The following is a 25,504-nucleotide window of genomic DNA, read 5'->3' on the forward strand; positions in this document are numbered from 1 at the left end:
CAGCCTGGGCTGCCGGTTTTTTTATCACTCGAAGCGGTACGAGACGGAAAGGCCCACCCCGTAGTTACGCCCCGGTGCCGGTTCGTAGTAACGCCCGTTTGATTCGTTCACAATCACCGAGCCGACATACTCTTTATCGAACAGGTTATCCACGCGACCAAAGATGTCCATGCCCCAGTTGCCCATATTCAGCTTATAGCCGGTGTTCAGACCCACAACGGTATAAGAGGGCGCTTTGGCGCTGTTTTCGTCATCAGCTTCGATGTCGCTCATATAACGCACATCCGATCCCGCATACCACCCCTCGACCGGCTGCCAGCCAAAGGAGGCATAGCCCATGTTGCGGGCAATGCCCGGCATCCGGTTGCCGTTACAGTCGCTATCGCCACAGACGTTGGTGCGATAGGTGGCATCCAGATAGGTCCACGCCATTTTCAGCTTCCAGTTTTCAGCAAACTGCTGATCGAGAGAGAGCTCCACCCCCTGACGGCGGGTTTTACCGGCGTTTTTATAGCTGGTGCGGCCGCCCGCGCTGGCGTCAACGACGATCTCATCGTCGGTATCGGTACGGAACAGCGCCGCGGTGAACAGACCATTGCCGATGCGCGTTTTGCTTCCCACCTCGTAGGTGTTGTTGGTGGATGGCTTGAGGCCAAAGTTCAGGCCGCTCTGGTTATCGGAACGGTAGGAGAGCTCGTTGATGGTCGGGGTCTCAAACCCGCGGCCCGCGGCGGCATAGAGGTTCCAGGCGTCGGTTACGCGGTACTTCAGCGCCCCGGCCGGGAGCCATTTGTGGTAGCTGGCCTCACCGCTGTCGTCGCCGTTAGCGCCCTGTACATAGTGGTCGTTCGAGTCGAACCAGACGGAGCTGTAGCGCACGCCCGCGTCGAGAGAGAGCTTTTGCGTCAGCTGCCAGTTGGTCTGCAGGTAGGGATCAACGTTCCACATCAGGTTACGTTCATCGCGGCGTTTCGCCCCTTTGACGCCGTAGTCCGGCACTCCGTTGTTCATCACGAAGTTTTCATACCCGCGACGATCTTCGCTCAGGTTTTCGTAGTTCAGGCCGGTGGTAAAGGTCATCGGCACCAGTAGCTCACCACGGTGAGTCCAGCGGGTGTCGATCCCCTGATAGTGGCGCTGCATGTCGATCACACCGCCTGCATGAGTAGGGCGCAACTGTGGCTGGTAGGGAATCGACTGGTACTGCGTCATCTCGCGTTCACCGGCGTAGGCCATCACGCTGAGGTCGTCCTGGGCGCTGAGCTGGCGCTCATAGCGCAGGCCAGCCTGGGTCTGCTTGATGGTTTTGCGGGTGTTGTACTGATCGCCGCGCGGCGACTGGCGCGGGTTATCCCGCCACTCTTGATAGTCCAGCCCGCCGGGATCGTTGGCTTTCATATCCACGCTGTTGAAAATCAGGCTCAGCTTGCTGGCGTCGTCGATGCGCACGCCCAGTTTGGCGTTGGCGAGATTTTTACGCGCGCCGCTGTGATCGCGATAGCCGTGAGTGGTGAAGCGGGTGGTAGAGACGGTGTAATCCACATCCCCCGGCTGGGTGCCGTCGCCCATCGCGCCGGTGGCCTTCAGACCGTAGCGCCAGCTGCCGTAGCTGCCGTAATAGCTGCTGGCCTCGACGGTGTTCGGCTCACGCCCGGTTTCGGTGGTCATGTTAAGCACACCGCCGGAGGCGTTGCCATAGAGGGCGGAAAACGGCCCGCGCAGTACTTCCACGCTCTCAATGCTGTTGAGATCGATATTCGAGGTTTGCCCCTGACCATCCGGCATCGTCGCCGGGATACCGTCCACATAGAGGCGAATGCCACGCACCCCAAAGGTGGAGCGGGCGCCAAAACCACGGGTTGAGAGCTGGAGATCCTGGGCGTAGTTCTGTCGGTTCTGGATCTGTAATCCCGGCACGCTGCCGAGGGATTCAGAGAGGTTAATGCGCGGGGTCGCATGACGTATATCCTCGCCGTTAACCACGCTGACCGCGGCGGGGGTATCCAACTCAGAGAGCGATTGTGGGGACGCGCTGACGATCATAGTCTGTTCGTCGGCCGCCATCGCTGCGACAGGGGCTAATACAACAGGAACCAACAGCAGGGGGAGCGTTGCCCTGCGGGCAGAAAAGATTTTCATGAATTAAAAAACCGCTTAAAAGAAAGACGAACCAAATGGAACATGTGCGGGTATGGTAAATCTTTTGTAAATATTTTGAAAACCAAAACCGCACATAGCGTTAACCCAAGTGTAGGTTAAATCAGCGAATAAGCTTGATGCGATCAAGAATTACTCCACATTGAGATAAATAATGATTACTATTCTCATCCATAATCAGGCGAAGCGATGACTTTGCCAGCCGGAAGCGATGTCAGCGGTACCATTTACTCGAAAGGGAGTTGTTATGAATTTACGTCACCTGTGCTCGCCGCGTCTGCGTAGCTCACTGCTGTTGGGGTCTTTGCTGGTAGCCGGTTCTTTTAATGTTCATGCCGCAGAAGAGATGCTGCGTAAAGCGGTGGGCAAAGGCGCATATGAAATGGCCGTCAGCCAGCAGGAAAATGCGCTGTGGGTTGCCACCACCCAGAGCCGCAAAATGGATAAAGGTGGGGTGGTCTACCGCCTCGATCCGCTGACGCTGGAAGTGACGCAGGCCATTCATAGCGACCTGAAGCCGTTTGGCGCCACCATCAATAACGCCACCCAGACCCTGTGGTTTGGTAACACCACCAACAGCGCGGTGACGGCCATTGACGCGAAAACCGGTGACGTGAAGGGCCGTCTGGTGCTGGACGATCGTAAGCGCAGCGAGACTGTGAAACCGCTGCAACCGCGTGAGCTGGTGGCGGATGACACCACGAACACCGTCTATATCACCGGTATCGGCAAAGAGAGCGTGATTTGGGTGGTGGACGGCGAAACGCTGAAGCTGAAAGAGACCATCACCGGCACCGGCAAATTCAGCACCGGCCTGGCGCTGGATGCCCAGGCGAAGCGTCTCTACACCACCAACGGTGACGGCGAACTGGTGACCATCGACACCGCGACCCACACAATCATCGCGCGTAAGAAGCTGCAGGACGACGGGAAAGAGCACTTCTACCTGAACCTGAGCCTGGATGTTAAGGGCCAGCGTGCGTTCATCACCGACTCTAAGCAGCCGGAAGTGCTGGTTGTCTCCCTGAAAGATGGCAGCATCATCAGCAAGGTGGCAGCCCCGGAATCCCTGGCGGTGCTGTTTAACCCGGCCCGGGACGAAGCCTACGTCACCCACCGTGAGGTGGGCAAGGTGAGCGTGATTGACGCCAAAACCTACAAAGTGACCAAAACGCACGATACGCCGACCTTCCCGAACAGCCTGGCGCTCTCCGCCGACGGCAAAACCCTGTACGTGACGGTGAAGCAGAAGTCGACCCGCCAGCAGGAAGCCACCCAGCCTGATGACGTGATCCGTATCGCGCTGTAAGTTCAGTGCCGGGTGGCGGCTGCGGCTTATCCGGCCTACGAATGTATGCGGGTTTTGTAGGCCCGTGCAAGCGCAGCGCCGCCGGGCAATGAGGACGGGTGCGGTCTTTATGCCGGGTGGCGGCTGCGCCTTACCCGGCCTACCAACGGCCAAACCGTAGGCCCGCGCAAGCGCAGCGCCGCCGGGCAATGAGGACGGGTGCGGTCTTTGTGCCGGGTGGCGGCTACGCCTTACCCGGCCTACGAATGTATGCGGGTTTTGTAGGCCCGTGCAAGCGCAGCGCCGCCGGGCAAAAAGGCGGGTGCGGCTTCGCCTTTATTGCGCGCGCTGGTACAGGCCGCTTGCCAGGTGCGTAAATACCTTAATAATGTCCGGTAGCGCCTTCTGCGGGTCCTGGCTGGCGGCGATCCACAGTGCGGCATTCATGGCCGCGCTGTTTAACATATAGGCCGCAGCGCCCGCATCCACAGGCTTAATCACGCCGCGTTCGAGCATCTTCAGGATGCTCTGGCGCGTCGATTCAAGGCAGCTTAACTGACCGGGCCACTGGGCGGGATCGCCGAGAAAAGCGGGGCCATCAAGCAGCACGATGCGTCGCACCTCCGGGTCAAGGGCCATTTTGATATAGGCGATCCCTTCCGCCAGCAGTCTTTCCCAGTCATCTTGCACCCCGGCGGCCTCAGCCTTCGCACGCTGTGCCATATCTCGATCTATCTGGTCGACAACGGCGGCGAGTAGCCCCTTTTTATCACCAAAATTGTGGTAAAGCGCCCCGCGGGTAAGGCCGACGCTTGCGGTTAATTCATCCATGGATGCGGCGGCAAAGCCGTTTTCCGCAAAGGCTTTCCGTGCAGCCATCAGCAGTTTTGCACGGTTCTCTTCCATCGTTTCGCTGCGGCGTCTGGCAACCATAAACTCTCCATCTTCATTTGACATACGCGGCGTATGTGTGATTAATTTGACATACGCCGCGTATATTAAATCATCTTTACGCGCTGCGCTTTGCCTTTTCCAACGTTGATACAGTACAGGATACCTTATGATCCAGCGCGAACCGGTTTTCCCCGCTAACCGTCATGCTCTTTATGAAGAACACGGTTATTCTGCCGCCATCCGTTCCGGCGATTTGCTGTTTGTTTCGGGTCAGGTAGGAAGCCGCGCCGATGGCACCCCCGAGCCCGATTTCGCCACTCAGGTGCAGCTTGCGTTTGATAATCTGAAAGCAACCCTTGCCGCGGCGGGGTGTACCTTTGACGATCTGATTGATGTGACAACCTTCCACACCGATCCTGAAAATCAGTTCCCGACGATCATGCAGGTCAAACAGGCGATTTTCCCGCAGGCCCCTTATCCGAACTGGACCGCCGTCGGCGTCACCTGGCTTGCCGGATTTGATTTCGAAATTAAGGTCATCGCGCGTATTCCTGCTCCGGTTGTGTAGGCCCCGGGCAAAAAAAAGGAAGGCATTTGCCTTCCCTTTTTAATTGAAGCGATTAACGCGACGTCTCTTCCACCAGCGGACCGTCGAGCTTCTCTTCATCCGGGTGCTTTGGCGCGGTACTGTGGACCGCATGCACGCGCTTGCGCACACCAAACCAGCCTGCCACCAGCAGGACCGCCAGCAGCGGGATGGTGGCGATGGTGTAAGTCCCGTTCGGATAGTCGAACGCCATCAGCACCAGCACGCTGAACAGGAAGAGCAGGGTCAGCCAGGAGGTGACCGGCGCGCCCGGCATTCTGAAGCTTACCGGAGCGGCAGTACCTTCTTTGATCGCCTTGCGCAGACGCATCTGGCACACCACGATAAAGGCCCAGGAGGCGATAATGCCCAGCGCCGCAACGTTTAAGACAATCTCAAAGACCTGGGACGGCACCAGATAGTTCAGGAACACGCCAAAGACATAGACCACCAGCGTCGCTAGGATGCCCGCATAGGGCACCTGCTGCTTGCTCATTTTCGACATAAACCGCGGTGCGGAGCCGCCCATCGACATGGAGCGCAGAATACGGCCCGTGGAGTAGAGACCAGAGTTCAGGCTGGAGAGCGCCGCGGTCAGCACCACGATGTTCATGATGCTGCCCACGTACGGCACGCCGAGCTTCGAGAAGAAGGTCACGAACGGGCTCTGGCCTGCCTGATAGGCGTTCCACGGCAGGAGCAGAACCAGCAGCACCACGGAGCCGACATAGAAGAGGCCGATACGCCAGATCACGCTGTTAATCGCTTTGGGTACGGTTTTCTCCGGCTCTTTACATTCGCCCGCCGCGGTGCCCACCAGTTCAATGGAGGCAAAGGCGAACACCACGCCCTGGACCAGCACCAGGGCAGGCAGCAGGCCGTGCGGGAAGAAGCCGCCGTTATCGGTGATCAGGTGGAAGCCGGTCATGTTGCCATCCAGCGTTTTGCCGCTGCCGAGGAACACGGTGCCCACCACCAGGAAGATGACGATCGCCAGCACTTTTACCAGCGCAAACCAGAACTCCATCTCAGCGAACCACTTCACGCCGATCATGTTCATGGTGCCGACAATCGCCAGCGCGCCAAGGGCAAACACCCACTGCGGCACATCGCCAAACGCGCCCCAGTAGTGCATATAGAGGGCCACGGCGGTGATATCCACGATCCCGGTCATCGCCCAGTTTACAAAGTACATCCAGCCCGCCACGTAAGCGGCTTTCTCACCGAGAAACTCACGGGCGTAAGAGACGAAGCTGCCGCTGGAGGGGCGGTGTAACACCAGCTCGCCAAGGGCACGCAGAATAAAGAAGGAGAAGATCCCGCACACCAGATAGACCAGTGCCAGAGCCGGGCCAGCCATCTGCAGACGTGCGCCTGCACCTAAAAACAGCCCGGTACCGATAGCGCCGCCGATGGCAATCATCTGCACCTGACGGTTGCCCATCGCCTTGTGATAGCCCTCTTCGTGGGCGTTCAACCAGCGACGTTTCGCAGCGTGATGATCGGCTGCGCTTTTATTGCTTGTTTTCATTGAGTTACCTGTTTGCCTGTCTGAATCAAGAACATCGTGTCCATAACCGGCGGTCGACAATACAAACGATTGCTCGCGCGCGGAAATATTCTGCCTTTCCAGTCATTCTGCGTATGGATAAGGCAAAACATGGCGAAGCATCCTACCTGCAATTAATAAACGACGCAAAAAATAACGGCGTGAAAGTGATGCATGCTGAAGTAAATATTTTGTGCCGGATAGCAGGCTAGTTTCGACGTAACGCCGCCACCAGTAAGGCAAAGGCGGTGGTGTGCTGGCGGCGGCTGGGGTAGTAGAGATGGTAGCCATCAAACACCGGGCAGTATGCCTCCAGCGTACGGACCAGCCGCCCACGATCGATGGCCTCCTGCGCTGTTTCCTCCGGGACATAGACCAGTCCCAGGCCCGCCTGTGCGGCATCCAGACGCTGGGGCAAGCTATTCAGGATAAGCTGTCCCTCTACCCGGACGCGGATCTCCTCTCCCATATGGACAAACTCCCAGGCATACAGGCCACCCCGCGTCGGCAGGCGCATGTTGATGCAGCGGTGATTCGCCAGCTGCTCGGGGGTTTGCGGTTCTCCGTAGCGGGCAAAATAGTCCGGAGAGCCGACCACTGCCATCCGCATGTCCGGCGCGATGCGCACCGCAATCATATCCTTCGCAACCTGCTCCCCCAGGCGCACCCCGGCATCAAAACGCCCGTCGACGATATCCGTCAGGCCGTTATCTATCGTCACCTCCACATTGATGTCCGGGTACTGAACCATAAAGGGTTTGAGCACCGGCCACAGCACCGCGCTCATCGCATGCTCCCCTGCGGTGATGCGGATATTACCCGCCGGTATATCCCGCATATTGCGCAGCGCGGTTAGCGCCTGTTCCATCTCCAGCAGGTGGGGGCTTAAGCGCATAATGAGCTGCTCGCCCGCTTCGGTGGGGGCCACGCTGCGGGTGGTTCGGGTAAGCAGGCGCATATCCAGCCGGGCTTCAAGGTTGCGCATGGCATGGCTGAGGGCAGACTGGGAGACGCCAAGCTGGGCCGCAGCGCGGGTAAAACTGCGCTCCCGGGCGACCACCATAAATGACAGCAGGTCGTTAAAGTTCTCTTTCAGCATCAGGATTTCCGCATATATGAATTTGATTCATCATTCCTTTCTGATTATGCAGTCTAATCCTCGCCACCGGCATGCGCTACTGTTAACGCAACAGCAAACGAGGAGTCAGCATGAAAATTATCCGCAGCGGTTCATTACCTTCCGTCCGGGGACCAGAGGCCTGGTTTACCGGCACCGTACGTATCGACGCACCTTTTCAGGCCACCGAGCCCGCGAAAGTGGGCGGGGCGACCGTCACTTTTGAACCCGGGGCGCGCACCGCGTGGCATACGCATCCGCTGGGGCAGACGCTGATCGTTACCCAGGGTCGCGGCTGGCTACAGGCGTGGGGTAAAGAGGCTGAAGTCCTGAATCAGGGCGATATCGCCTGGATCCCGCCGGGCGTTAAGCACTGGCACGGTGCCTGCGCGCAGACCGCGATGACCCATATCGCCATCGCCGAAGCGGTGAACGGCAGCCCGGTGGACTGGCTGGAGAAAGTCACCGACGAGCAGTATCCGCAGATGTAGAAAATCGGTTTTTGATAAAGGTGATCAGCGAAACGCCATTGGGATGCACGATGGCGTGCAGCGCCCGGGTATAGTCAAGCACCAGCCCGGGCGTCCAGGCCATATTGGTGGCGCGTTTGCGCAGCTGCGCGGCGATCCACAGCTCCGGAATGAGCAGCAGCCGCAAAAAACCGCCCCGGGTACAGCGCTCTTTCAACACGCCATCCAGAGCCGCTTCAAGGGCATACGCTACGCTGCTGGAGCAGTTGCGCCAGGTGAGGTTATAGGTTTCGGTCTGGCGGTACTGCGTCCAGAAACTGTTAAGCGACGCCGCATTAAAAATGGAGAAGTGGATTTTGCGGTTAGACTCGCACCAGATCCCCGCCTCATAGCGATAGTTCGGCTGGTATTTTCCCGCCACGGTATTCGCCTCCACCGCTTTAAGCAGATTAAAAAACTCGGACGGGGAACGGTCGATCTCCGCTGCCGGATAGAGGCTGATGTAGAGGTGGGGAGGGCACTCCAGCGCCGCATGGCCGGTGGATATCACCCCGTTAGCATCCACGGCGGCGATATAGCGGTTAATGACCGGGCGCGGCAGGGTCTGCTGTTTTGCCGATCCTTCCGGGGTCCAGACATGCACAATCAGCTGGTTGCCCGGCGTGTTTGTCACGGTGGGGGGCAGCGCCTCGCGCGGGGCGGGGATCAACGTCTGCGGGGCGAGAATATCAAACACCGAGCGGCCATGACGGACCTGCCGCATCCGCAGGGAGAGGAGCACCGACTGCACCCCGCCGGTGAGCATGACCATGCCGATAAACTGCGAGACGGTGCCATCATGCTGCGTTGGAAAGGGCAGGAACAGAAAAATGGCGAACAGGATCTGTGCCACCCCTGCGAGCAGCGCTCGCCGCCAGTGGGTAAAGCGCACCACCACGGCAGAGGCGATGGTGAACAGGCCGGTAATGAAGTACGCCAGCCCAAAGACGATAGCCAGCGCCAGCGTGCCGTCGTGGCGTCCGGATAAAATCAACATGGCGATGAGCAGGAACAGACCGCCCTTGAAGTAAAAGATGCCGCGCTGGGTTCCTTTCGCCGCCGACCCCAGTGTCAGGGATACCAGACTGTCGAGCAGCAGAAACAGGCCAAAGATATGCAGCGGAAAGTGCAGCCCGCCCTGCAAGCCATCGATAAAAATGGCCAGCCCAAGCCCGCCCCAGAGCACACCTGCCAGCATAAAGTAAGGTGCCGCTTTCCGGACAAATGCCGCACCGGCGAGCAAAAAGGCGATCTGCAGCATCGTTAAACCTCCTCCTGCGGCGTGGTCTGAAACAGGCTTCCTCTCTCGCCGGACCAGAAGGCGACAATTACCGGGCGATCCTTATCCGCCATCAGCAGCATATTGCGCTCTGTTATCGACACCGGTGGGCGGTCCGCCAGCGCCAGGCTAAAACGAAAGGGCTCGGTAACGGGCTGACCCTGCGCCACCGCCTGCCAGCGGGCAACCATCTGTTGCTTCTGCTTTGCATCGGGAACCCGGGCGAGCAGGGCTTCCCGGCTGGTGAGAGGGGCTAATAGGGCACTGAGGCGCGGGTCGGCATGAGACTCCCAGACCAGACGACCGCTTTCAGGATCCAAAAAGTATGCCACGCCCTGAAAACGGCCATCCCCTGGACGGTGTGTTTTCTGGGCGCGGATAAAGACCAGCAGCAGTGCGGCCGCGGAAAGGTAGCACTGTGCCAGCAATATCGACTCTTCCGGCGTCAGGCGGGCAAAATAGAAGGGACCGGTCTCCCGCCATGAGGCGTAGATAACCACCGCGCTAAAGAGAATAAAGGCCAGCGACGCCAGACGATTACCGCACACCACGGTGGTTGCGGTCAGCAGGATCAACGGCAGGCAGGCGAGGGAGTAAATCAGAGCGATATTGTCGCCGCGATCGGGCACATCGCTAAAGATGAACAGGGTCGCCAGCAGTATTGCGAACACTAAACAGACCCCCAACAGCGACTCGCGCCGCGCCGCTTTATCCCCCGGGGCCAGCAGGCCCATCAGCGGCGGGGTGACAAACAGCGTGCCGGTGACGTTGGCGCCCCAGGCGAGCCAGAACCAGCTCATCTGAAGGGTGCCCGCAAGAGAAGAGAGCCAGATCGTCCCTGCGAGCGCGTTCAGGGTACTGAAGACGACCGTGGCAATCGTCCAGGTGACGATCTTATGCAGCCGATCGTAATGCCGTGAAAAGTAATGCACCGACCAGGCAATCCCCAGATGGCTGGTCAGTGAAAGCGCCCCCAGCACCAGGGAGACGTGAAAAGTATGGTGAAAGGTGAGCCCCAGCACCAGACGGGCAATAAACAGAACCAGCCACAGCGCGAGCCATTGCTTTTTTGCACTCAGCAAAAAGGCGGTGACGGCAACACCTGAAGGTAGCCAGATAAAAGCCGTCCGGATGTCGGGGCCGTCGAGACAGAGCGACAGCCATCCCAGGAGATAGTAGAGCGCCCCCCAGGCGAGTAAGGAATACGCTGTCGTCAGTTTCGCTGCTTTCATCCAGGCTCCCGGCGGCGGTTATCGCTTTAAAAAGATATGACCTTTTCGCCGGGTTAGCCATTTTTGCCGGGATCGGTAAGGCGTATTAGTCAAACCCCGTTCTCATGCCTTGCACCCGATATTCACGCGTGTTGTTCAAATATCAGAGTGCTGTTCTGCCTTTTTGGGTGACGGGCGTCGAACAGACAGCAATAGGGCAGCTAATGTCAGTAACGGGATACCATGAAAAATGACAATAACCAGCGCGGGGGTAAACCAGATATAGAATGGCGCGACAATTAACATTCCCACGCCAAATCCGGTCATTTGCAGCAGCGTCATCAGGCTAAAAACAGGCAGCCGTAATGATTCAGGCTCGCGTTGAATTCGCGAGATCAGACTGACGTCCGCCAGACCATCTCCCACCCCGGCCACTGCGATAAACATCAGTGCCAGCGGAAGGGCTGTCTGTTGAAAGGTAAAGATAAAACCAAGGGACATAAACGCCACGCCATAAAAAAACAGCCGATCTGTACGCATCCCGCAGCGCACTAACAGGTAGTTTGCCAGACGCGCCCCGGCGAATTTCCCACTGGCCCAGACTGCCAGCAAAAGCCCCATTGTTTTCCCGGCTGATGCGGGTGTAAAAAGCGCAGAAATAATGGGAAAGCCTACGTTATGGGCAGCACTGCCCAGGGTATCGGCCATGGTTACCAGTAACATGCCTGCTAACAGCGGAGCCGTCCGAAGCCCTGTGACCAGATTTCGCCACTCTTTACGCTGCTGTGTTGACTCATCAGCAACAGGCTGCACCAAAAAGCGTAACGGCAGTACGCACAAACCCGCCACCAGATAAGTCACAATATTCGCAGCAAATACAATCTGGTAGCCGCTGGTCGCCAGAAGAATACCGGATACAAGGCTTCCCGTAACCGCCCCCGTCGCAGAGGCAGAGGTTAACCAGGCGTTTGTGGATACACGTCGGGACTCATCAATCCACAAGGGCAGCTGACTGTTAAGCCCGATAGCGAACATCGAATTTCCCAGCCCAATACCCAGTGCAATCAAAGGCAAGATATAAAGCTGGGTCGCCGCAGGCAAAATTAACAGCGAGGCTAACAGTACCGCGCGTATTACATCAAAAGCCACTAAAGGCAGGCGGCCATGAAAGCGGCGAAAAAAAGGCACACCGACAGCACTTGCAATGATGCCTCCCGTCACCCGGCAGGCCAGAAAGATACTCACATGCGTTACGCTCTGGCTCAACAAGTACACATAGGTGGACAGCACAACCATATTCAGGAAAGCACCAAAATCAGAGATAAACCTGGCCATAATGATTAAGCCGCTGTTTCTGGCGGAACGGGTATTCACTCTTTCGTCTGGCAGTTCATTACTCATTCAGGTTTCCCTTGTGGAAAACAGCGACAGGTATCTGTCTGATTACGCATGGTTTAACATATTCTTAACCTGAATGCGCTTTCCATCAAGTCATCTTCAGTTGGCGTGCGACCACCGTCTGTTTTTTTATCCTCTTACCCCATCACTTTTAGCCGCCAAACACCGCAATCGCCTGTTGCAGGCGGGTGGTGCGCTGGGTGAGGTGATTGGCCGCCTGAGTGACATGCTCGACCATCCCGGTATTGTTATGGGTCATTACCCCGATACGGGAGATGGATTCATTAATCAGGCTCAGGGCCTGGGTCTGCTCCTGGGTAGCGTGTCCTATCTCTTTAATAAGTGATGACATGTTGAGTACGTTGCCAATCATGGTGGTCAGCTGCGCTTCGGTCTGCGCTACCATATCCACCCCGGCGTTAACGCTGGCGACGTTTTTCTCGATAAGCGCGGCGATCTCCTTTGCCGCTGACGCGGAGTGCTGGGCCAGATTACGCACCTCGGCGGCCACCACCGCAAAACCGCGTCCGGCTTCTCCGGCGCGGGCCGCTTCCACCGCGGCGTTGAGCGCCAGAATATTGGTCTGGAAGGCGATCCGGTCGATCACTGCGATGATATCGACGATCTGGCCGTTATCCTTTGATACCGACTGCATCACGCCGATGGTTTGCTTCATCACGGCTTCGCCACGGTACGCGCTGGCGCTGGTCTGGTCCGCCATCTGGATAGCCTGTTCTGCCGTTTCTGCGGTCTGCTGAACCGCGCTGGCTATCTCTTCCACCGCCGCGGCCGTCTGCTGCAGATCGTCCGCCGTCTCTTCGGATCGCGCCTGCAGGGCATCGCCTTCCTTCGCCACCTGCTGGCTGATAGCGCGAATACCACTGATTTGCGTTCCTACATCATCCACCAGCGAATTGAGGTTTAAGCCGGACTGGTTAACCAGCCGCATCATTAAGCCTATTTCGTCGACACGTTCAAAATGGGTATAGGCCGTTTTGCGCCCGGAAACCACGCATTGCATCTTTTTGACAATGGTTTTTAACGGGCGACAAATCTGGGCATTAAGAAACAAGCCCTGCAAAATAAAGAGGAGCCCCAGCGCCGCAATTTGAATTAATCCGCCGGGGAGAGATAAAGAAACGGCAAAGGCGAGCAGGGCGGTTATCCCAAGGGAGTAATTAATCCGTTTTGCCGTGCTGAGCCGTTTAAATAGCGAGAGAAAGGAAAATAGTCCCCGGCGAACCAGCACCCCTTTATAAAAGCGGTGGCCTTTTACATGATTATTACGCACCCGCTCATAGAGCGCTTCACTGGCATCAATCTCATGGCGCGCGGGAATATTGCGCACCGAGATATAGCCGGTAAGCGTGTCATTCTGATAAACCGGCGTGACGTTGGCGCGCACCCAGTAGTGATCCCCGTTGTGACGGCGGTTCTTTACCAGTCCCGTCCAGCTCTCACCCTCGTGCAGGGTAAACCACATATCGGCAAACGCCTCTGCAGGCATATCCGGGTGGCGGATCACATTATGAGGTTCACCAATAAGATGTTCTTCTTTATAACCGCTGGCATCAATAAAGGCCGAGTTCGCGTAAGTAATATGGCTCTGGATATCGGTGGTCGACATTAAGGTCGAGCCTTCGTTAAGCAAATACTCGTTTTGTGTAACGTGATTGTTACGCCTCATAAATAACTCCGGGGTGATGTCTGCATAAAGCGAAGCCGCCCAAAAAAGTTCAGGCAAGGTAAAATTGTTATTCTTAAATATTACGACGGGCGTATTCTCCACAAAATTTAAAAAATTATAAAGCGCCTGAATTAACTATTTTTTCAGTTTCATCTGGGCTCATGTAATAAAAATGCAATCAATAAAGTGCAGGCGGAAAACAGAGCGGTAAATAAATCGACTTAAGCCAAATGAAAAGGGGTTAATCAAGCCATGATGTAAATCACACCTTTCGGAATAGCGTTTCATTAACAATGATAAAACATTATGATGGTTAACAACGGTTATCCAATCTTCAGGTGAGACGATGAAAATTAATATTATTGGCACCAGCGGCAGCAGCAAGAGCACGCTCGCCCGCCGGATCGCCACGGAACTGGCGCTGCCCTGTATCGAAATGGATACCCTCTACTGGCTCCCGGAGTGGCAGGGCACCCCGGACGATGTTCTCTTTGCGAAACTGGAAGCCGCCCTCAGCGCGACACCTGGCTGGGTGCTGGACGGCAACTATAACCGCACCCGCCCCGTAAAATGGCGCGACGTGGATCTGGTGGTGTGGGTGGATTACGGCCTGGCCCGCACCCTGCGACAGGCGGTGACGCGGGCGGTAAAACGCGCCTGGACGCAGCAGGAGCTGTGGCCTGGCACCGGCAACCGGGAGAGCTTTCGCCGCTCCTTTTTAAGTCGCGAGTCGATCCTGCTCTGGACGCTTAAAACCTGGCGTAGCAACCGGGCGCGCTACGAGGCGGATATGCGCAACCCCTCTTATGCCCATATCCGCTTCGTCCGCATCACCACCCGACAACAGGCCGAAGCGCTGCTCGCGGAGTTGCGTGCAGCGCGCTAACCCGCCGCGGTATTTCTGAATTTCGGCAAACTAAATGTAAATTAATTGTTTCTCAGCGGTGAAATCGCCCCTTAATAATGGCGACATGTTTAGTCAAACGAGATTGCAACATGTCCTGGCGAATCAGCATTCTGGATAAAAGTCCTGTCGCAGAACACGAAACGGCCGCCGATGCGCTGGCCCGCACCCTGAGCCTGGCGCAGCAGGCGGAGACGCTGGGTTATCACCGCTTCTGGATTGCCGAACACCACAACACCCCGCAACTGGCGAGTCCGTCCCCGGAGCTGCTGATTGCCTGGATCCTCGGGCAGACCCGGCGCATTCGCGTCGGCTCCGGTGGGGTCATGCTGCAACACTACAGCCCGTACAAAGTGGCGGAAAACTTCAACCTGCTGGCGGCCATTGCCCCGGGGCGTGTGGATCTGGGCGTCGGCAAAGCACCCGGCGGACTGCCGCTCTCGACAAAGGCGCTCCAGCTCGGCCTCAATCCGCAGGAGAAGGGCGATTTCGCTACACAGCTGGCGCAGCTGGATGGCTGGATCAACCCAGGTTCAGAGGAGGGGGCGGTGCGTGCCACCCCGCGGCCACAGGTGCCTGCCGCCGGTTTTCTGCTGGGTGCCAGCGTGGAGAGCGCGCGTCTCGCCGCCCGCCTCAACTGGGACTTTGTTTTTGCCGCCCATCTGAATGGCGACCCCGAGCTTCTGCGTGAGGTCATTGAGACCTGGCGCGCCCACAGCGCCCGGGAGGTGATTGTCGCGGTGCAGGCCATCGTTGCCCCCACACAGGCGCAGGCCGGGGCGCTGGCAAGCGCAGTAGAGGTGTGGGGCGTTGAGCTGGCCAACGGCCAGCGGGTGACCGTCGCCAGCGAAGAGCAGGCCTACGCCTTTGCCCGCCAGGCGAACAGCGAGCCGCTGCGCATCGCTCGTCGTGCTCAGTCCCTGCTGGTGGGCACTGCGGAGTCGGTGCTCGAACAGCTGGAGGCGTTGCATCAGCAGTGGGGCATTGACGAGTTCATCATCGATACCCCGGTGGCCGACGGCGCTGCGCGGGTGCAGTCCCTGCGCCTGCTGGCCCAGGCCCGCCAGCAACGGGAGGTGGCGGTATGAGCCTGGAGCAACAGCTGATCGCCTGGCGCCGCGAGCTGCATCAGAACCCGGAGCTTTCTGGCGAGGAGGTAGAAACCACCGCGCGCCTGCGCCAGTGGCTGGGTGAGGCCGGGATCGCCGTCCTGCCCTATGACCTGCAAACCGGCGTGGTCGCCGAGGTAGGGAGGGGTGAAAAACAGATTGCCCTGCGCGCCGATATCGACGCCCTGCCGATTGAGGAGCGCAGCGGGGTGGCGTTCACCTCCCGGCGTGCCGGGGTGATGCACGCCTGCGGCCACGACATTCACACCAGCGTGATCCTCGGCGCCGCCTTGCAGCTGAAAGCGCGGGAAGAAACGCTCAATGGCCGGGTGCGGATCCTGTTCCAGCCCGCGGAGGAGAACTTCGGCGGCGCCAAAAGCCTGGTCCGCGCCGGGGCCCTGCGCGACGTCAGCGCCATCTTCGGCATGCATAACGAACCTGGTTTACCGGTCGGACACTTTGCCACCCGCGGTGGCCCGTTCTACGCCAACGTCGACCGCTTCGTGTTGCGCATTACCGGTAAAGGCGCTCACGCCGCCCGTCCACATGAAGGTCACGACGCCATCGTGACCGCCAGCCAGCTGGTGACGGCCCTGCAAAGCGTTGCCAGCCGCAACGTCAACACCCTCGACTCGGTGGTACTGAGCGTGACGCGCATTACCGGGGGCAACACCTGGAACGTGCTGCCGGAGAACGTCGAGCTGGAAGGGACCCTGCGCACCCATCGCACCGAAGTGCAGCAGAACGTAAAGGCCCGGGTAGCTGAGATCGCCGCCGGATTCGCCAGCGCTTTTAACGCGCAGATCGACATCACCTGGTATGCCGGGCCTACCGCGCTGGTCAACGACGCCACCTGGGCCGAGTTTGCCACCTCGGTGGCGCGGGAAACAGGCTACGAGACGCAGCAGGCGGAACTGCATATGGGCGGGGAGGATTTCGCCGTCTACCTCCAGCAGATCCCCGGCGCCTTCGTCAGCATCGGCAGCGCCAGCCCCTATGGATTGCATCATCCGGCCTTTAACCCGGACGAAGCCCTCATCGCACCCGCCGCGCGCTATTTCGCCCGGCTTGCAGAAAAAGCACTGAATCAACTTTAAGGGTAAGGAGTCACTATGACCGCAACACGACAGCTGCGTCTGGGCACGATATTGCATGGCGCGTCGGGGAATATGTCGGCCTGGCGCCACCCGGCAGCAATCGCCGATGCCAGCATCAATTTTGATTTCGTCAAAGAGACGGCCCTGAAGGCCGAAGCGGGCAAGCTCGACTTTATCTTTGTTGCCGATGGACTCTACATCAACGAGAAGTCGATCCCGCATTTTCTCAACCGCTTCGAGCCCCTGACCGTGCTGTCGGCGCTGGCGACCGTCACCTCCCGGCTGGGGCTGGTGGGGACATTATCTACCTCCTACAGCGAGCCGTTCACCGTGGCGCGCCAGTTCGCCAGCCTCGATCACCTGAGCCATGGCCGGGCGGGCTGGAATGTGGTCACCTCGCCGCTGGAGGGGTCAGCAAAAAACTTCTCCCGGGATAAGCACCCGGAGCACGCCCTGCGTTACCGCATTGCCGACGAATATCTCGACGTGGTGAAAGGGCTGTGGGACTCCTGGGAGGGCGACGCCTTTGTGCGTAACAAAGCGACCGGGCAGTTCTTCGATCCGCAAAAACTGCACACCCTCGATCATCACGGGGATTTCTTTAAGGTAGCCGGGCCGCTGAATATTGGCCGCACGCCGCAGGGCAGGCCGATTATCTTCCAGGCCGGCGCCTCGGACGATGGCAAAAGGCTGGCGGCGAAACATGCCGACGCCATCTTTACCCACCATGACACCTTTGACGAAGCCCGGGCGTTCTGGCACGACGTGAAAAGCCAGCTTAAACAGCATGGCCGTCGGGAGGACGAACTGCACATCTTCCAGGGGGTAAGCGTCATCGTCGGGAAAGACAGTGACGATGTGGAGCAGCAGTACCAGACCACCGCCGCACTGGTCTCCATCAACGATGCCCTGAACTATCTTGGCCGCTACTTTGAGCATCACGATTTCAGCCAGTATCCGCTGGACGAGGCCTTCCCGGACATTGGCGATCTGGGGAAAAACAGCTTTCGCAGCACCACCGACGAGATCAAGCGCAACGCCCGGGAGCGCAACTTAACCCTGCGTCAGGTGGCGCTGGAAGCCGCCTCGCCGCGCCCGCGTTTTTCCGGCACCCCGGAGCAGGTGGCCGACGGTTTACAGCAGTGGTTTGAAGGCCATGCGGCGGATGGCTTCATTATTCAGGGCGGTACGCAGGATACCTTCCCGCGCTTTGTTGACCAGGTGGTGCCGCTGTTGCAGGCGCGCGGCCTGTTCCGCACTGAATACCCCGGCACCACCCTGCGTGAGAGTCTGGGTTTAGCGCAGCCCGTTAATCAGTTCACAAAACAATAAGAGAACCTGCCATGAAAAAATCATCGCTTATTCTGGCGCTTGCGCTGGCCTTTACCCCTGCCGTCTGGGCAGAGAACGTCACGATTAACGGCACCGGGGTGAGCCTCGAGGCCAATAAAACGCCGATCAACACGGCAAAAAATCCGCAGGCCATCGCCCAGTTGCCCGCCAGTTTTAAACCGGTGGTGCCAGGGAAATTCACCGTGGCGATTGCCGGGCTGAGCCAGCCGCCGCTGACGGTCTTCGCCGATGACAACAAAACCCTGATTGGCAGCGAGGCGGATATCGCCCGCCTGGTGGCCGACAGCCTTGGTCTGGAGCTGAACGTGGTGCCCACCTCCTGGGAAGACTGGCCGCTGGGCGTCACCTCCGGCAAATACGACGCGGCGATCAGCAACATCACCGTGACTAAAGCGCGCAAAGAGAAGTTCGACTTTGCGACCTACCGGAAAGATTCGCTGGGCTTCTACGTCAAATCCACCAGCCCGATCACAAAACTTGAGCAGGCGGAGGATATCGCCGGGCTGCGGATCATTGTGGGCTCCGGCACCAACCAGGAGGCGATCCTGCTGGCGTGGGATGCGGAGAACCAGAAGAAGGGGCTGAAGCCGTTCACCCCCATCTACACCAAAGACGAGGCCGCCCAGACTCTGGCGCTGCAGTCCGGGCGCGCGGACGCTTACTTTGGCCCGAACGTGATCGGCGCATGGAAAGCGGCCCTGAACGGGAAAACCAAACTCGTGGGCAGCGTGGATGGCGGCTGGCCGAAAGCGGCGCACATCGCCGTGACCCTGAAAAAAGGCAGTGGTCTGGCGGAACCGGTGCAGACCGCCCTCAACGGGGTAATCAAGAACGGCGACTACGACAAGGTGCTGAACCGCTGGGGTGAAGGCGTGGAACGCATCCCATACTCCGAAGTTAACCCGGCTGGTCTTGGCGACTAAGGAGAACCTATGAGCGACCTTTTTCGTGACGTTTCGCCGGAGGATGCCGATCTTCAGCCCATTATTAACGGGCTGTTCGGTGAATACGCGGCGCGCTACGGGGACTACTTCTCTAAAGATGCCGAGGTGGAACTGACCGAGTGGTATCTGCCGCCCCAGGGTCTGTTTATCGTGCTGGAACGCGACGGAAAGATTATCGCCACCGGGGCCTATAAGCCTTTCGACGCCCGGACCGCCGAGATCAAACGCATCTGGACTGACAGATCCCTGCGCCAGCAGGGGCTGGCCGGCCGGGTGGTGCAGGAGCTGGAGCGCCGGGCGGTGCTTGCCGGTTATAGCCAGATCACCCTCACCACCGGCTTCCGCCAGCCGGAAGCGGTGCGGCTCTACCTGAGCCAGGGCTACATGGCGCAGTTCGATCTTAACCGCGACCCGGAAGAGTACAGCCAGCCGCCGTTCGACGGGCGGCTGCGCTTCACCAAAACGCTGGTACGCGAAGCGTTCAGCAAATCGGCATGAGGAACGATGATGAACAACGTTGAAACCATCAAAGTGGTCCCGGCGCGCTATCCACTGCGCACGGTGGGGGCGATTGTTGCGCTGTTTGTGCTGGCGGTGGTCATTCAGTCGGTGGCCTTTAACCCGCGCTGGGAGTGGGCGGTGTTTGCCCGCTGGTTCTTCGACCCGGTGATCCTCGAAGGGGTGGGGCAGACGCTGCTCCTGACCCTGATCGGCACCGTACTTAGCGTGGTGTTTGGCGGCGTGCTGGCCCTGGCGCGGTTGTCCTCCTCGTGGCTGTTGAGCAGCCTCGCCTGGGGCTATATCTGGCTCTTCCGCTCCCTGCCGCTGATTGTGGTGCTGATCGTTCTCTACAACTTCTCCTATCTCTACGACACGCTGTCGCTCGGCGTGCCGTTTACCGGCATCACCTGGGGCAGCTTTGAGACCATCAATGTGCTGGGGCAATTCTCCACGGCGGTGGTCGGGCTGACGCTGGTGCAGAGCGCCTATACCGCGGAGATCATTCGCGGCGGCTTTTTAGGGGTCGATCACGGCCAGTATGAAGCGGCAGCCGCGCTGGGCTTACCGGCCTCACGCCGCACTCTGCGTATCATTCTGCCTCAGGCGCTGCGCACCATTTTGCCTTCCGGGTTTAACGAAATCATCAGCCTCGCCAAGGGCACAGCGATGGTTTACGTCCTGGCGATGCCGGAGCTGTTCTACACCATCCAGATGATCTACAACCGCACCCAGGAGGTGATCCCGCTGCTGATGGTCGGTGCCGTCTGGTATCTGGCGATCACCACCGTGCTCTCGGCCATTCAGCATCTGGTTGAGCGAGGCCTGGCCCGTAGTGAGCGCCGCTCGGCGGTAAATAGCTCCCGCGCCACCCGTACCCGTTCCGTTACCACCCCAACCACACAGGAGCCCGTCCATGCCAGCCTCTCCTGAAGGACATATTTCCATTACCGGTGTGAGCAAGTTCTTTGGCCGCCACAAGGCGCTGGATAACGTCTCGCTGGAGATCCCGCCCGGCTCGGTAACGGTGATCCTCGGCCCGTCCGGCTCCGGTAAATCGACCCTGCTGCGCACCATTAACCACCTGGAGCGCGTTGACGAAGGCTTTATCCAGATAGACGGGGATTACATCGGCTATCGCCGCGAGGGCAACACGCTGTACGAGCTGAAAGAGAAGGCGATCCTCAAACAGCGGGTCAACGTTGGGTACGTGTTCCAGAACTTCAACCTCTTCCCGCACCTGACGGTGCTGGAAAACCTGATTGAGGCGCCCATCGCCCACAAACAGCTGAGCCGTAAAGAGGCCATCGAGCGGGCTTACGAACTGCTCGACGTGGTGGGGCTGCGGGATAAAGCCGACGCCTGGTCGCGTCATCTGTCCGGCGGGCAGCAGCAGCGCATTGCCATTGCCCGGGCGCTGGCTCTGCGCCCGCGGGTGATCCTGTTTGATGAACTCACCTCGGCGCTGGACCCCGAACTCGTTGGCGAAGTGCTGGATGTGATCAAAAAGCTGGCCCGCTCCGGCACGACGCTGGTGGTAGTGACCCATGAGATCGGCTTTGCCCGGGAGGTGGCGGACCAGGTTGTGTTTATGGTCGACGGCAAAATCGTGGAGCAGGGCAGCAGCGACGAAGTGCTGAACCGTCCGTCTCACGCGCGAACGCGACAGTTCCTGTCCAAAGTGCTGTAAGGAGTGAAGATGAAAAAGGGAGTACTGGCGTTGCTCATGGTGGCATCCACAAGCCACGCCGCGATTGATTTACAGGCTAACGAGCAGCCACTACCGGTGACGGTGGACAAGCAGGCCGCGGCGAAGATCCCCGCTAACTACAAATTTGTCGAACCGGGCACCCTGACGGTGGCTATTTCGGCGCTCAACTCCCCGCCGCTGGCATTGCTGGCAAGCGATAACCGCACCCGCATCGGCAGCGACCCGGATATCGCCCGATTGCTGGCGGGCAGCCTCGGCCTGAAGCTCAAGCTGGTGCCGACCGCGTGGGAGGACTGGCCGTTGGGCATCACCTCCGGGCGCTACGACGTGGCGCTGGTGAACATTGCGGTGACCGAGCAGCGTAAAGAGAAGTTTGATTTTGCCACCTATCGCGTCGATAACCTGGCCTTCTCGGTAAAATCGACCAGCGAGGTGCAATCGGTTAAAAGCGCCGCCGATCTCTCAGGCAAAAAGGTGATTGTCGGCTCCGGCACTAACCAGGAGCGCATTCTGCTGGGCTGGAACGAGGAGAATAAAAACGCCGGGCGGGAGCCTGCGCTGCCGGTCTACCTGACCGATGACGCTTCCGGCAATCTCTATATCCAGTCCGGCAGGGCAGACGTGTTCTTCGGCCCGCAGTCGGTATCGGCCTATAAAGCGGCCCTCACCGGCAAAACCCGGGTGGTTGGCTTAGGGCCGAAGAAGGCGTATGTGGCGACCACGACCAAAAAGGGGAACGGACTGGTATACGCCTTACAGGCCGCCCTCGACGGGGCGATCCAGCGGGGGGAATACCACAAGGTGCTGGCGCGCTGGGGGGAGCAGGGCGAAGCGGTGACGCAGTCGGAGGTCAATCCGCCAGGCATCACCTACTGATGCTGCTCTACACTTAGGGTTTTGACCCTGAAGAGGAGCGATCATGATCAAAGTGTATGGCGTACCGGGCTGGGGTTCAGCCATCAGTGAGGTGATGCTGACCCTCGCCGACATTCCGTATCAGTTTATCAACGTCGACGGGTTCGATAAGCCGGGGGCAACCCGTGAGCTGCTGGAAAAACTCAACCCGCTGTGTCAGGTCCCAACCCTCGAGCTGGAAAATGGCGAAATCATGACGGAGACGGCGGCGATCGCGCTGATGATCCTCGATCGCTGTCCGGATCTTGCGCCTCCGGTTGGACGCGCGGAGCGCCAGCAGTTTCAGCGCCTGCTGATCTGGCTGGTAGCCAACGTCTATCCCACCTTTACCTACGCTGACTACCCGGAGCGCTGGGCACCGGACGCCCCGGAACAGTTACAGCAAAACTGCCGTGAATACCGGAAATCGCTCTACCTGTGGCTGGATAATCACCTGAAAGCCACGCCGTACGCTTTTGGCGAGCAGATCACCCTGATCGACTGTTATCTGTGCGTGATGCGCACCTGGGGTCCGCGCCCGGACTGGTTTGCTGCCAACACGCCGAAGATCACGGCGATTGCCGATAGCGTGTGCAAGCTCCCGAAACTGCACAAGGTGCTAAAAGACAACACTATTCTCTGCTAGTCTGGAATGCTCATTCAAAAGGAGCCCTGCACATGCCACACGTTGATATTAAATGTTTTCCCCGCGATCTGAACGACGAACAAAAAACCGCCCTGGCGGCGGATATCGCCGAGGTGATTACCCGTCATCTGAACAGTAAAGATCGCGCCATTTCCGTGGCCCTGAACGAGGTTCAGGAAGCGGACTGGAAAGCGCAGGTCTGGGATACGGAGATTGGCCCGAAGCTGGATGAGTTGATTAAGAAGCCGGGTTATTCGATGTAAGTACGCTGCCGTTTGCCCACGGGCACGGTACACGTAGGCCGGGTAAGGCGCAGCCGCCACCCGGCGATTCACACATACAGCTCCGGATGTTCCTCCAGCATCGCCAGCATATTATCCCGAATCTCATCCTGCGCCCCGGCCATCCACACCGCCTCCAGCGGCATCCCCATCTGCTCCGCGCCGTTCAGCTGCACAAATTTCACGCCCGGCATCAGATAGCGACTGCTCCAGGCGGGCACAATCGCCAGTCCAATGCCCGCTGCCACCAGGTTGATAATGGTCTGCTTCTCGTCCGCCATCTGTGACACTGTCACTTCAATGCCAGCGTTATGAAAGAGATTCATGGTCAGGTCGTGGCTATGCGGGCGCGAGCGCCGCTCCGGCAGGATCATCGGCATCCCTTCCAGTTCCGCGATATCGACCTTCTCACGGTCGGCAAACGGATGGCTGGCGGGCAGGGCGAGGATCCCCGGCTCATTGCATAAAAATGCCCGGCCAAACTGGGCGTCGAGCTGCGCAGGCGGGCGGATAAAGACCAGATCCAGCCTGCCGCTTTTCAGCTTCGGCAGGAGATGAACGGTCTTATCTTCAAACAGCTGGATCTCCACATCCGGGTAGTGCTGGCGGAAGAGTTGCAGCAGTCCGGGCAGCAAACCGATGGCCGCGCTGTCGATGGTGCCGACGCGCAAAAGCGGCTGCGCCCGGCGTGGATTTTGACGAAATTGCAACATAATCGCGTCGGCATGGGCGAGCAGCTTTCGTGCCTCTTCCCGCAGCAAAACGCCGTTCTCCGTGAGCGCCACCCGGCGGGTCGAGCGGGTAAACAGCCGCGTGCCAAGTGCCTCTTCTAAAAGACGAATATTCCTTCCCAGGGCGGAGGGCAGCATATCCAGGCGCTGGGCCGCCTGACCGAAATGCAGGGTTTCGGCTACCGCCAGAAAACAGCGCAGGTGTTGTAGTTCCATTTTGGCTCGCTCGCGATTATTGCATTTTTTTGTATAAACCGATGCGCATGATCATGCAAGAAATATCAGCATACTCATAAGGGCAGCCCGACTGCGTACCCTACAAAATAATTATGAGGAACACCTCACATGACCTGCACAATCGAACAACGGGTAATGCGCAAAATCACCTTGCGCATCGTACCCTTCATCATGCTGTTGTACTTCATCGCCTTCCTCGACCGCGTGAATATCGGTTTCGCGGCGCTCACCATGAACGCCGACCTCGGCTTCTCCCCGGCAGTGTTTGGCTTCGGCGCCGGGATCTTCTTCCTCGGCTACTTCCTGTTTGAGGTGCCCTCCAACCTGATCCTGCATAAGGTCGGGGGGCGCATCTGGATTGCCCGGGTGATGATCACTTGGGGGCTGGTCTCCGGCGGCATGGCTTTTGTCCAGGGCACCACCAGCTTCTACACCCTGCGTTTTCTGCTTGGCGTGGCGGAAGCGGGCTTCTTCCCGGGGATCATCCTCTACTTAAGCTACTGGTTCCCGGCGCAAAAGCGCGCCCAGGTGACGGCCATCTTTATGGCGGCGGCACCCATCTCCACCGCCCTCGGCTCGCCCATCTCCGCGGCGCTGCTGGAGATGCACGGCATGATGGGCTTCGCCGGCTGGCAGTGGATGTTTGTTCTCGAAGCGGTACCGGCGGTGATCCTCGGCGTGGTGGTGCTGTTCTGGCTCACCGATCGCCCGGAAAAGGCGAAATGGCTCAGCGAAGAGGAGCGTGGCTGGCTGATTGCCACCCTGCAACGTGAGCAGGCGGCGAAACAGGCCACGGCGCAGCACAGCGTCTGGAAAGGGCTGCTGGATAAACGCGTTCTCGCCCTGTCGCTGGTCTACTTCGGCACCTCCGCCGGGCTGTATACCCTGGGCATCTGGTCCCCGCAGATCATCAAAACCCTCGGCGTCTCCTCCATGACCGTTGGCCTGCTGAACGCGATCCCTGCGGTTCTGGCGGTAGCAGCGATGGTGCTCTGGGCGCGTCATTCCGACAGAACCGGCGAACGCTCCTGGCATGTGATCGCCGCCTGCATCGTGGCTGCAGCAGGGCTGTTTATGGCGGGCAGCACGGCGAGCATCGTTGGGGTGATCCTCGCCCTGACCATCGTTAACTGCGGCATCAGCGCCTCTAAGCCACCGCTGTGGAGCATGCCAACCCTGTTCCTTTCCGGTTCGGCAGCGGCGGCGGGGATCGCCACCATCAACTCCCTCGGCAACTTGGGCGGCTTCGTCGGTCCGTTCATGATTGGCCTGATCAAGCAACAGACCGGCAGTTACACCTGGGGGCTGTGGTTTGTCGCCGGGCTGCTGATCCTCTCTTCACTGGTGGTGCTGTGGCTTTCGGCGTCCAGCCGCAAGGCGCAGGCCAACGATACATTAATTCAGTCAAAACATTAATTTAAGGA

Annotated in this window: 22 protein-coding genes and 1 pseudogene; 14 read left to right on the forward strand and 9 right to left on the reverse strand. The window is 58.8% G+C overall.

Features of this window, described 5'->3' with window-relative positions:
- Positions 1-24 precede the first annotated feature (24 nt).
- Positions 25-2,139, reverse strand: coding sequence for a TonB-dependent receptor PqqU (gene pqqU, locus DVA44_RS11680; RefSeq protein WP_114386964.1), 2,115 nt, complete (start codon positions 2,137-2,139; stop codon positions 25-27).
- A 265-nt stretch (positions 2,140-2,404) separates the two neighbouring features.
- On the opposite strand from pqqU, the gene DVA44_RS11685 reads away from it, so the two are divergent.
- A complete protein-coding gene (locus DVA44_RS11685; protein ID WP_114386966.1) occupies positions 2,405-3,466 on the forward strand; it encodes a YncE family protein in 1,062 nt (353 codons plus the stop codon).
- A gap of 315 nt (positions 3,467-3,781) precedes the next feature.
- Here the strand turns inward: DVA44_RS11685 and DVA44_RS11690 are convergent, their stop codons facing one another.
- Positions 3,782-4,378: a TetR/AcrR family transcriptional regulator gene (locus tag DVA44_RS11690; RefSeq protein ID WP_114386968.1), complete on the reverse strand. Its 597-nt coding sequence runs from the start codon at positions 4,376-4,378 to the stop codon at positions 3,782-3,784.
- 127 nt (positions 4,379-4,505) lie between these two features.
- Here DVA44_RS11690 and DVA44_RS11695 point away from each other — a divergent pair, with 127 nt between their 5' ends.
- Positions 4,506-4,907 (forward strand): RidA family protein, encoded by a 402-nt coding sequence (locus DVA44_RS11695; protein ID WP_114386970.1) that lies wholly within the window; start codon positions 4,506-4,508, stop codon positions 4,905-4,907.
- Positions 4,908-4,959: 52 nt separating this feature from the next.
- On the opposite strand, the gene ansP is transcribed toward DVA44_RS11695, so the two are convergent.
- Complete coding sequence (gene ansP / locus DVA44_RS11700; protein WP_114386972.1) at positions 4,960-6,456, reverse strand: L-asparagine permease; 1,497 nt, start codon at positions 6,454-6,456, stop codon at positions 4,960-4,962.
- A gap of 226 nt (positions 6,457-6,682) precedes the next feature.
- Positions 6,683-7,573: a LysR family transcriptional regulator gene (locus tag DVA44_RS11705; RefSeq protein WP_114386974.1), complete on the reverse strand. Its 891-nt coding sequence runs from the start codon at positions 7,571-7,573 to the stop codon at positions 6,683-6,685.
- 110 nt (positions 7,574-7,683) lie between these two features.
- Between DVA44_RS11705 and DVA44_RS11710 the strand changes: the two genes are divergently transcribed.
- Positions 7,684-8,082 carry a cupin domain-containing protein gene (locus tag DVA44_RS11710; protein WP_114386976.1) on the forward strand — a complete coding sequence of 133 codons (399 nt, stop codon included), beginning with the start codon at positions 7,684-7,686 and terminating at the stop codon, positions 8,080-8,082.
- Here DVA44_RS11710 and DVA44_RS11715 read toward each other — a convergent pair.
- From DVA44_RS11715 to DVA44_RS11730, 4 genes are all read right to left on the reverse strand, one after another.
- Positions 8,054-9,361 (reverse strand): HdeD family acid-resistance protein, encoded by a 1,308-nt coding sequence (locus DVA44_RS11715; protein ID WP_210405536.1) that lies wholly within the window; start codon positions 9,359-9,361, stop codon positions 8,054-8,056. The two genes, DVA44_RS11710 and DVA44_RS11715, sit on opposite strands and share 29 nt — an antisense overlap.
- Positions 9,362-9,363: 2 nt before the next feature.
- Positions 9,364-10,611 (reverse strand): MASE1 domain-containing protein, encoded by a 1,248-nt coding sequence (locus DVA44_RS11720; RefSeq protein ID WP_114386978.1) that lies wholly within the window; start codon positions 10,609-10,611, stop codon positions 9,364-9,366.
- 135 nt (positions 10,612-10,746) lie between these two features.
- On the reverse strand, positions 10,747-11,991 hold the full coding sequence (locus tag DVA44_RS11725) for an MFS transporter (RefSeq protein ID WP_114386980.1): 1,245 nt from the start codon (positions 11,989-11,991) through the stop codon (positions 10,747-10,749).
- Positions 11,992-12,139: 148 nt separating this feature from the next.
- Positions 12,140-13,675, reverse strand: coding sequence for a methyl-accepting chemotaxis protein (locus DVA44_RS11730; RefSeq protein WP_114386982.1), 1,536 nt, complete (start codon positions 13,673-13,675; stop codon positions 12,140-12,142).
- 346 nt (positions 13,676-14,021) lie between these two features.
- On the opposite strand from DVA44_RS11730, the gene DVA44_RS11735 reads away from it, so the two are divergent.
- From DVA44_RS11735 to pptA, 10 genes and pseudogenes are all read left to right on the forward strand, one after another.
- The gene (locus tag DVA44_RS11735) at positions 14,022-14,561 is read left to right on the forward strand and encodes an adenylate kinase (protein WP_114386984.1); all 540 of its coding nucleotides are present in this window, start codon (positions 14,022-14,024) and stop codon (positions 14,559-14,561) included.
- A gap of 110 nt (positions 14,562-14,671) precedes the next feature.
- Positions 14,672-15,667: an LLM class flavin-dependent oxidoreductase gene (locus DVA44_RS11740; RefSeq protein ID WP_114386986.1), complete on the forward strand. Its 996-nt coding sequence runs from the start codon at positions 14,672-14,674 to the stop codon at positions 15,665-15,667.
- Positions 15,664-16,785: an amidohydrolase gene (locus DVA44_RS11745; RefSeq protein WP_114386988.1), complete on the forward strand. Its 1,122-nt coding sequence runs from the start codon at positions 15,664-15,666 to the stop codon at positions 16,783-16,785. Before DVA44_RS11740 ends, DVA44_RS11745 begins: the two co-directional genes overlap by 4 nt.
- Before the next feature lie 15 nt (positions 16,786-16,800).
- Positions 16,801-19,061 (forward strand): annotated as a pseudogene (locus DVA44_RS26000) (NtaA/DmoA family FMN-dependent monooxygenase).
- Between the two features lie 9 nt (positions 19,062-19,070).
- Complete coding sequence (locus tag DVA44_RS11760) at positions 19,071-19,580, forward strand: GNAT family N-acetyltransferase (RefSeq protein ID WP_114386992.1); 510 nt, start codon at positions 19,071-19,073, stop codon at positions 19,578-19,580.
- Positions 19,581-19,589: 9 nt separating this feature from the next.
- Positions 19,590-20,513 carry an amino acid ABC transporter permease gene (locus tag DVA44_RS11765; RefSeq protein WP_114314903.1) on the forward strand — a complete coding sequence of 308 codons (924 nt, stop codon included), beginning with the start codon at positions 19,590-19,592 and terminating at the stop codon, positions 20,511-20,513.
- Positions 20,497-21,270 (forward strand): amino acid ABC transporter ATP-binding protein, encoded by a 774-nt coding sequence (locus DVA44_RS11770; RefSeq protein WP_114386994.1) that lies wholly within the window; start codon positions 20,497-20,499, stop codon positions 21,268-21,270. The genes DVA44_RS11765 and DVA44_RS11770 overlap by 17 nt, the downstream gene beginning before the upstream one ends.
- Before the next feature lie 9 nt (positions 21,271-21,279).
- On the forward strand, positions 21,280-22,167 hold the full coding sequence (locus DVA44_RS11775; RefSeq protein ID WP_114386996.1) for a transporter substrate-binding domain-containing protein: 888 nt from the start codon (positions 21,280-21,282) through the stop codon (positions 22,165-22,167).
- Positions 22,168-22,210: 43 nt separating this feature from the next.
- Entirely contained in the window at positions 22,211-22,831 is a 621-nt protein-coding gene (locus tag DVA44_RS11780; protein ID WP_114386998.1) for a glutathione S-transferase family protein, read from the forward strand.
- A 32-nt stretch (positions 22,832-22,863) separates the two neighbouring features.
- On the forward strand, positions 22,864-23,094 hold the full coding sequence (gene pptA, locus DVA44_RS11785) for a tautomerase PptA (RefSeq protein ID WP_114387000.1): 231 nt from the start codon (positions 22,864-22,866) through the stop codon (positions 23,092-23,094).
- 68 nt (positions 23,095-23,162) lie between these two features.
- Here pptA and DVA44_RS11790 read toward each other — a convergent pair whose 3' ends face one another.
- On the reverse strand, positions 23,163-24,059 hold the full coding sequence (locus DVA44_RS11790; protein WP_114387002.1) for a LysR family transcriptional regulator: 897 nt from the start codon (positions 24,057-24,059) through the stop codon (positions 23,163-23,165).
- 129 nt (positions 24,060-24,188) lie between these two features.
- On the opposite strand from DVA44_RS11790, the gene DVA44_RS11795 reads away from it, so the two are divergent.
- On the forward strand, positions 24,189-25,496 hold the full coding sequence (locus DVA44_RS11795; protein ID WP_114387004.1) for an MFS transporter: 1,308 nt from the start codon (positions 24,189-24,191) through the stop codon (positions 25,494-25,496).
- Positions 25,497-25,504: the final 8 nt, after the last annotated feature.

Source organism: Leclercia sp. W17 (assembly GCF_003336325.1).
Taxonomy (GTDB): Bacteria; Pseudomonadota; Gammaproteobacteria; order Enterobacterales; family Enterobacteriaceae; genus Enterobacter.

Coding starts and splice junctions, on each gene's coding strand:
- pqqU (WP_114386964.1), bottom strand. CDS start 2,139: ATGAAAATCTTTTCTGCCCGCAGGGCAACGCTCCCCCTGCTGTTGGTT.
- DVA44_RS11685 (WP_114386966.1), top strand. CDS start 2,405: ATGAATTTACGTCACCTGTGCTCGCCGCGTCTGCGTAGCTCACTGCTG.
- DVA44_RS11690 (WP_114386968.1), bottom strand. CDS start 4,378: ATGGTTGCCAGACGCCGCAGCGAAACGATGGAAGAGAACCGTGCAAAA.
- DVA44_RS11695 (WP_114386970.1), top strand. CDS start 4,506: ATGATCCAGCGCGAACCGGTTTTCCCCGCTAACCGTCATGCTCTTTAT.
- ansP (WP_114386972.1), bottom strand. CDS start 6,456: ATGAAAACAAGCAATAAAAGCGCAGCCGATCATCACGCTGCGAAACGT.
- DVA44_RS11705 (WP_114386974.1), bottom strand. CDS start 7,573: ATGCTGAAAGAGAACTTTAACGACCTGCTGTCATTTATGGTGGTCGCC.
- DVA44_RS11710 (WP_114386976.1), top strand. CDS start 7,684: ATGAAAATTATCCGCAGCGGTTCATTACCTTCCGTCCGGGGACCAGAG.
- DVA44_RS11715 (WP_210405536.1), bottom strand. CDS start 9,361: ATGCTGCAGATCGCCTTTTTGCTCGCCGGTGCGGCATTTGTCCGGAAA.
- DVA44_RS11720 (WP_114386978.1), bottom strand. CDS start 10,611: ATGAAAGCAGCGAAACTGACGACAGCGTATTCCTTACTCGCCTGGGGG.
- DVA44_RS11725 (WP_114386980.1), bottom strand. CDS start 11,991: ATGAGTAATGAACTGCCAGACGAAAGAGTGAATACCCGTTCCGCCAGA.
- DVA44_RS11730 (WP_114386982.1), bottom strand. CDS start 13,675: ATGAGGCGTAACAATCACGTTACACAAAACGAGTATTTGCTTAACGAA.
- DVA44_RS11735 (WP_114386984.1), top strand. CDS start 14,022: ATGAAAATTAATATTATTGGCACCAGCGGCAGCAGCAAGAGCACGCTC.
- DVA44_RS11740 (WP_114386986.1), top strand. CDS start 14,672: ATGTCCTGGCGAATCAGCATTCTGGATAAAAGTCCTGTCGCAGAACAC.
- DVA44_RS11745 (WP_114386988.1), top strand. CDS start 15,664: ATGAGCCTGGAGCAACAGCTGATCGCCTGGCGCCGCGAGCTGCATCAG.
- DVA44_RS11760 (WP_114386992.1), top strand. CDS start 19,071: ATGAGCGACCTTTTTCGTGACGTTTCGCCGGAGGATGCCGATCTTCAG.
- DVA44_RS11765 (WP_114314903.1), top strand. CDS start 19,590: ATGAACAACGTTGAAACCATCAAAGTGGTCCCGGCGCGCTATCCACTG.
- DVA44_RS11770 (WP_114386994.1), top strand. CDS start 20,497: ATGCCAGCCTCTCCTGAAGGACATATTTCCATTACCGGTGTGAGCAAG.
- DVA44_RS11775 (WP_114386996.1), top strand. CDS start 21,280: ATGAAAAAGGGAGTACTGGCGTTGCTCATGGTGGCATCCACAAGCCAC.
- DVA44_RS11780 (WP_114386998.1), top strand. CDS start 22,211: ATGATCAAAGTGTATGGCGTACCGGGCTGGGGTTCAGCCATCAGTGAG.
- pptA (WP_114387000.1), top strand. CDS start 22,864: ATGCCACACGTTGATATTAAATGTTTTCCCCGCGATCTGAACGACGAA.
- DVA44_RS11790 (WP_114387002.1), bottom strand. CDS start 24,059: ATGGAACTACAACACCTGCGCTGTTTTCTGGCGGTAGCCGAAACCCTG.
- DVA44_RS11795 (WP_114387004.1), top strand. CDS start 24,189: ATGACCTGCACAATCGAACAACGGGTAATGCGCAAAATCACCTTGCGC.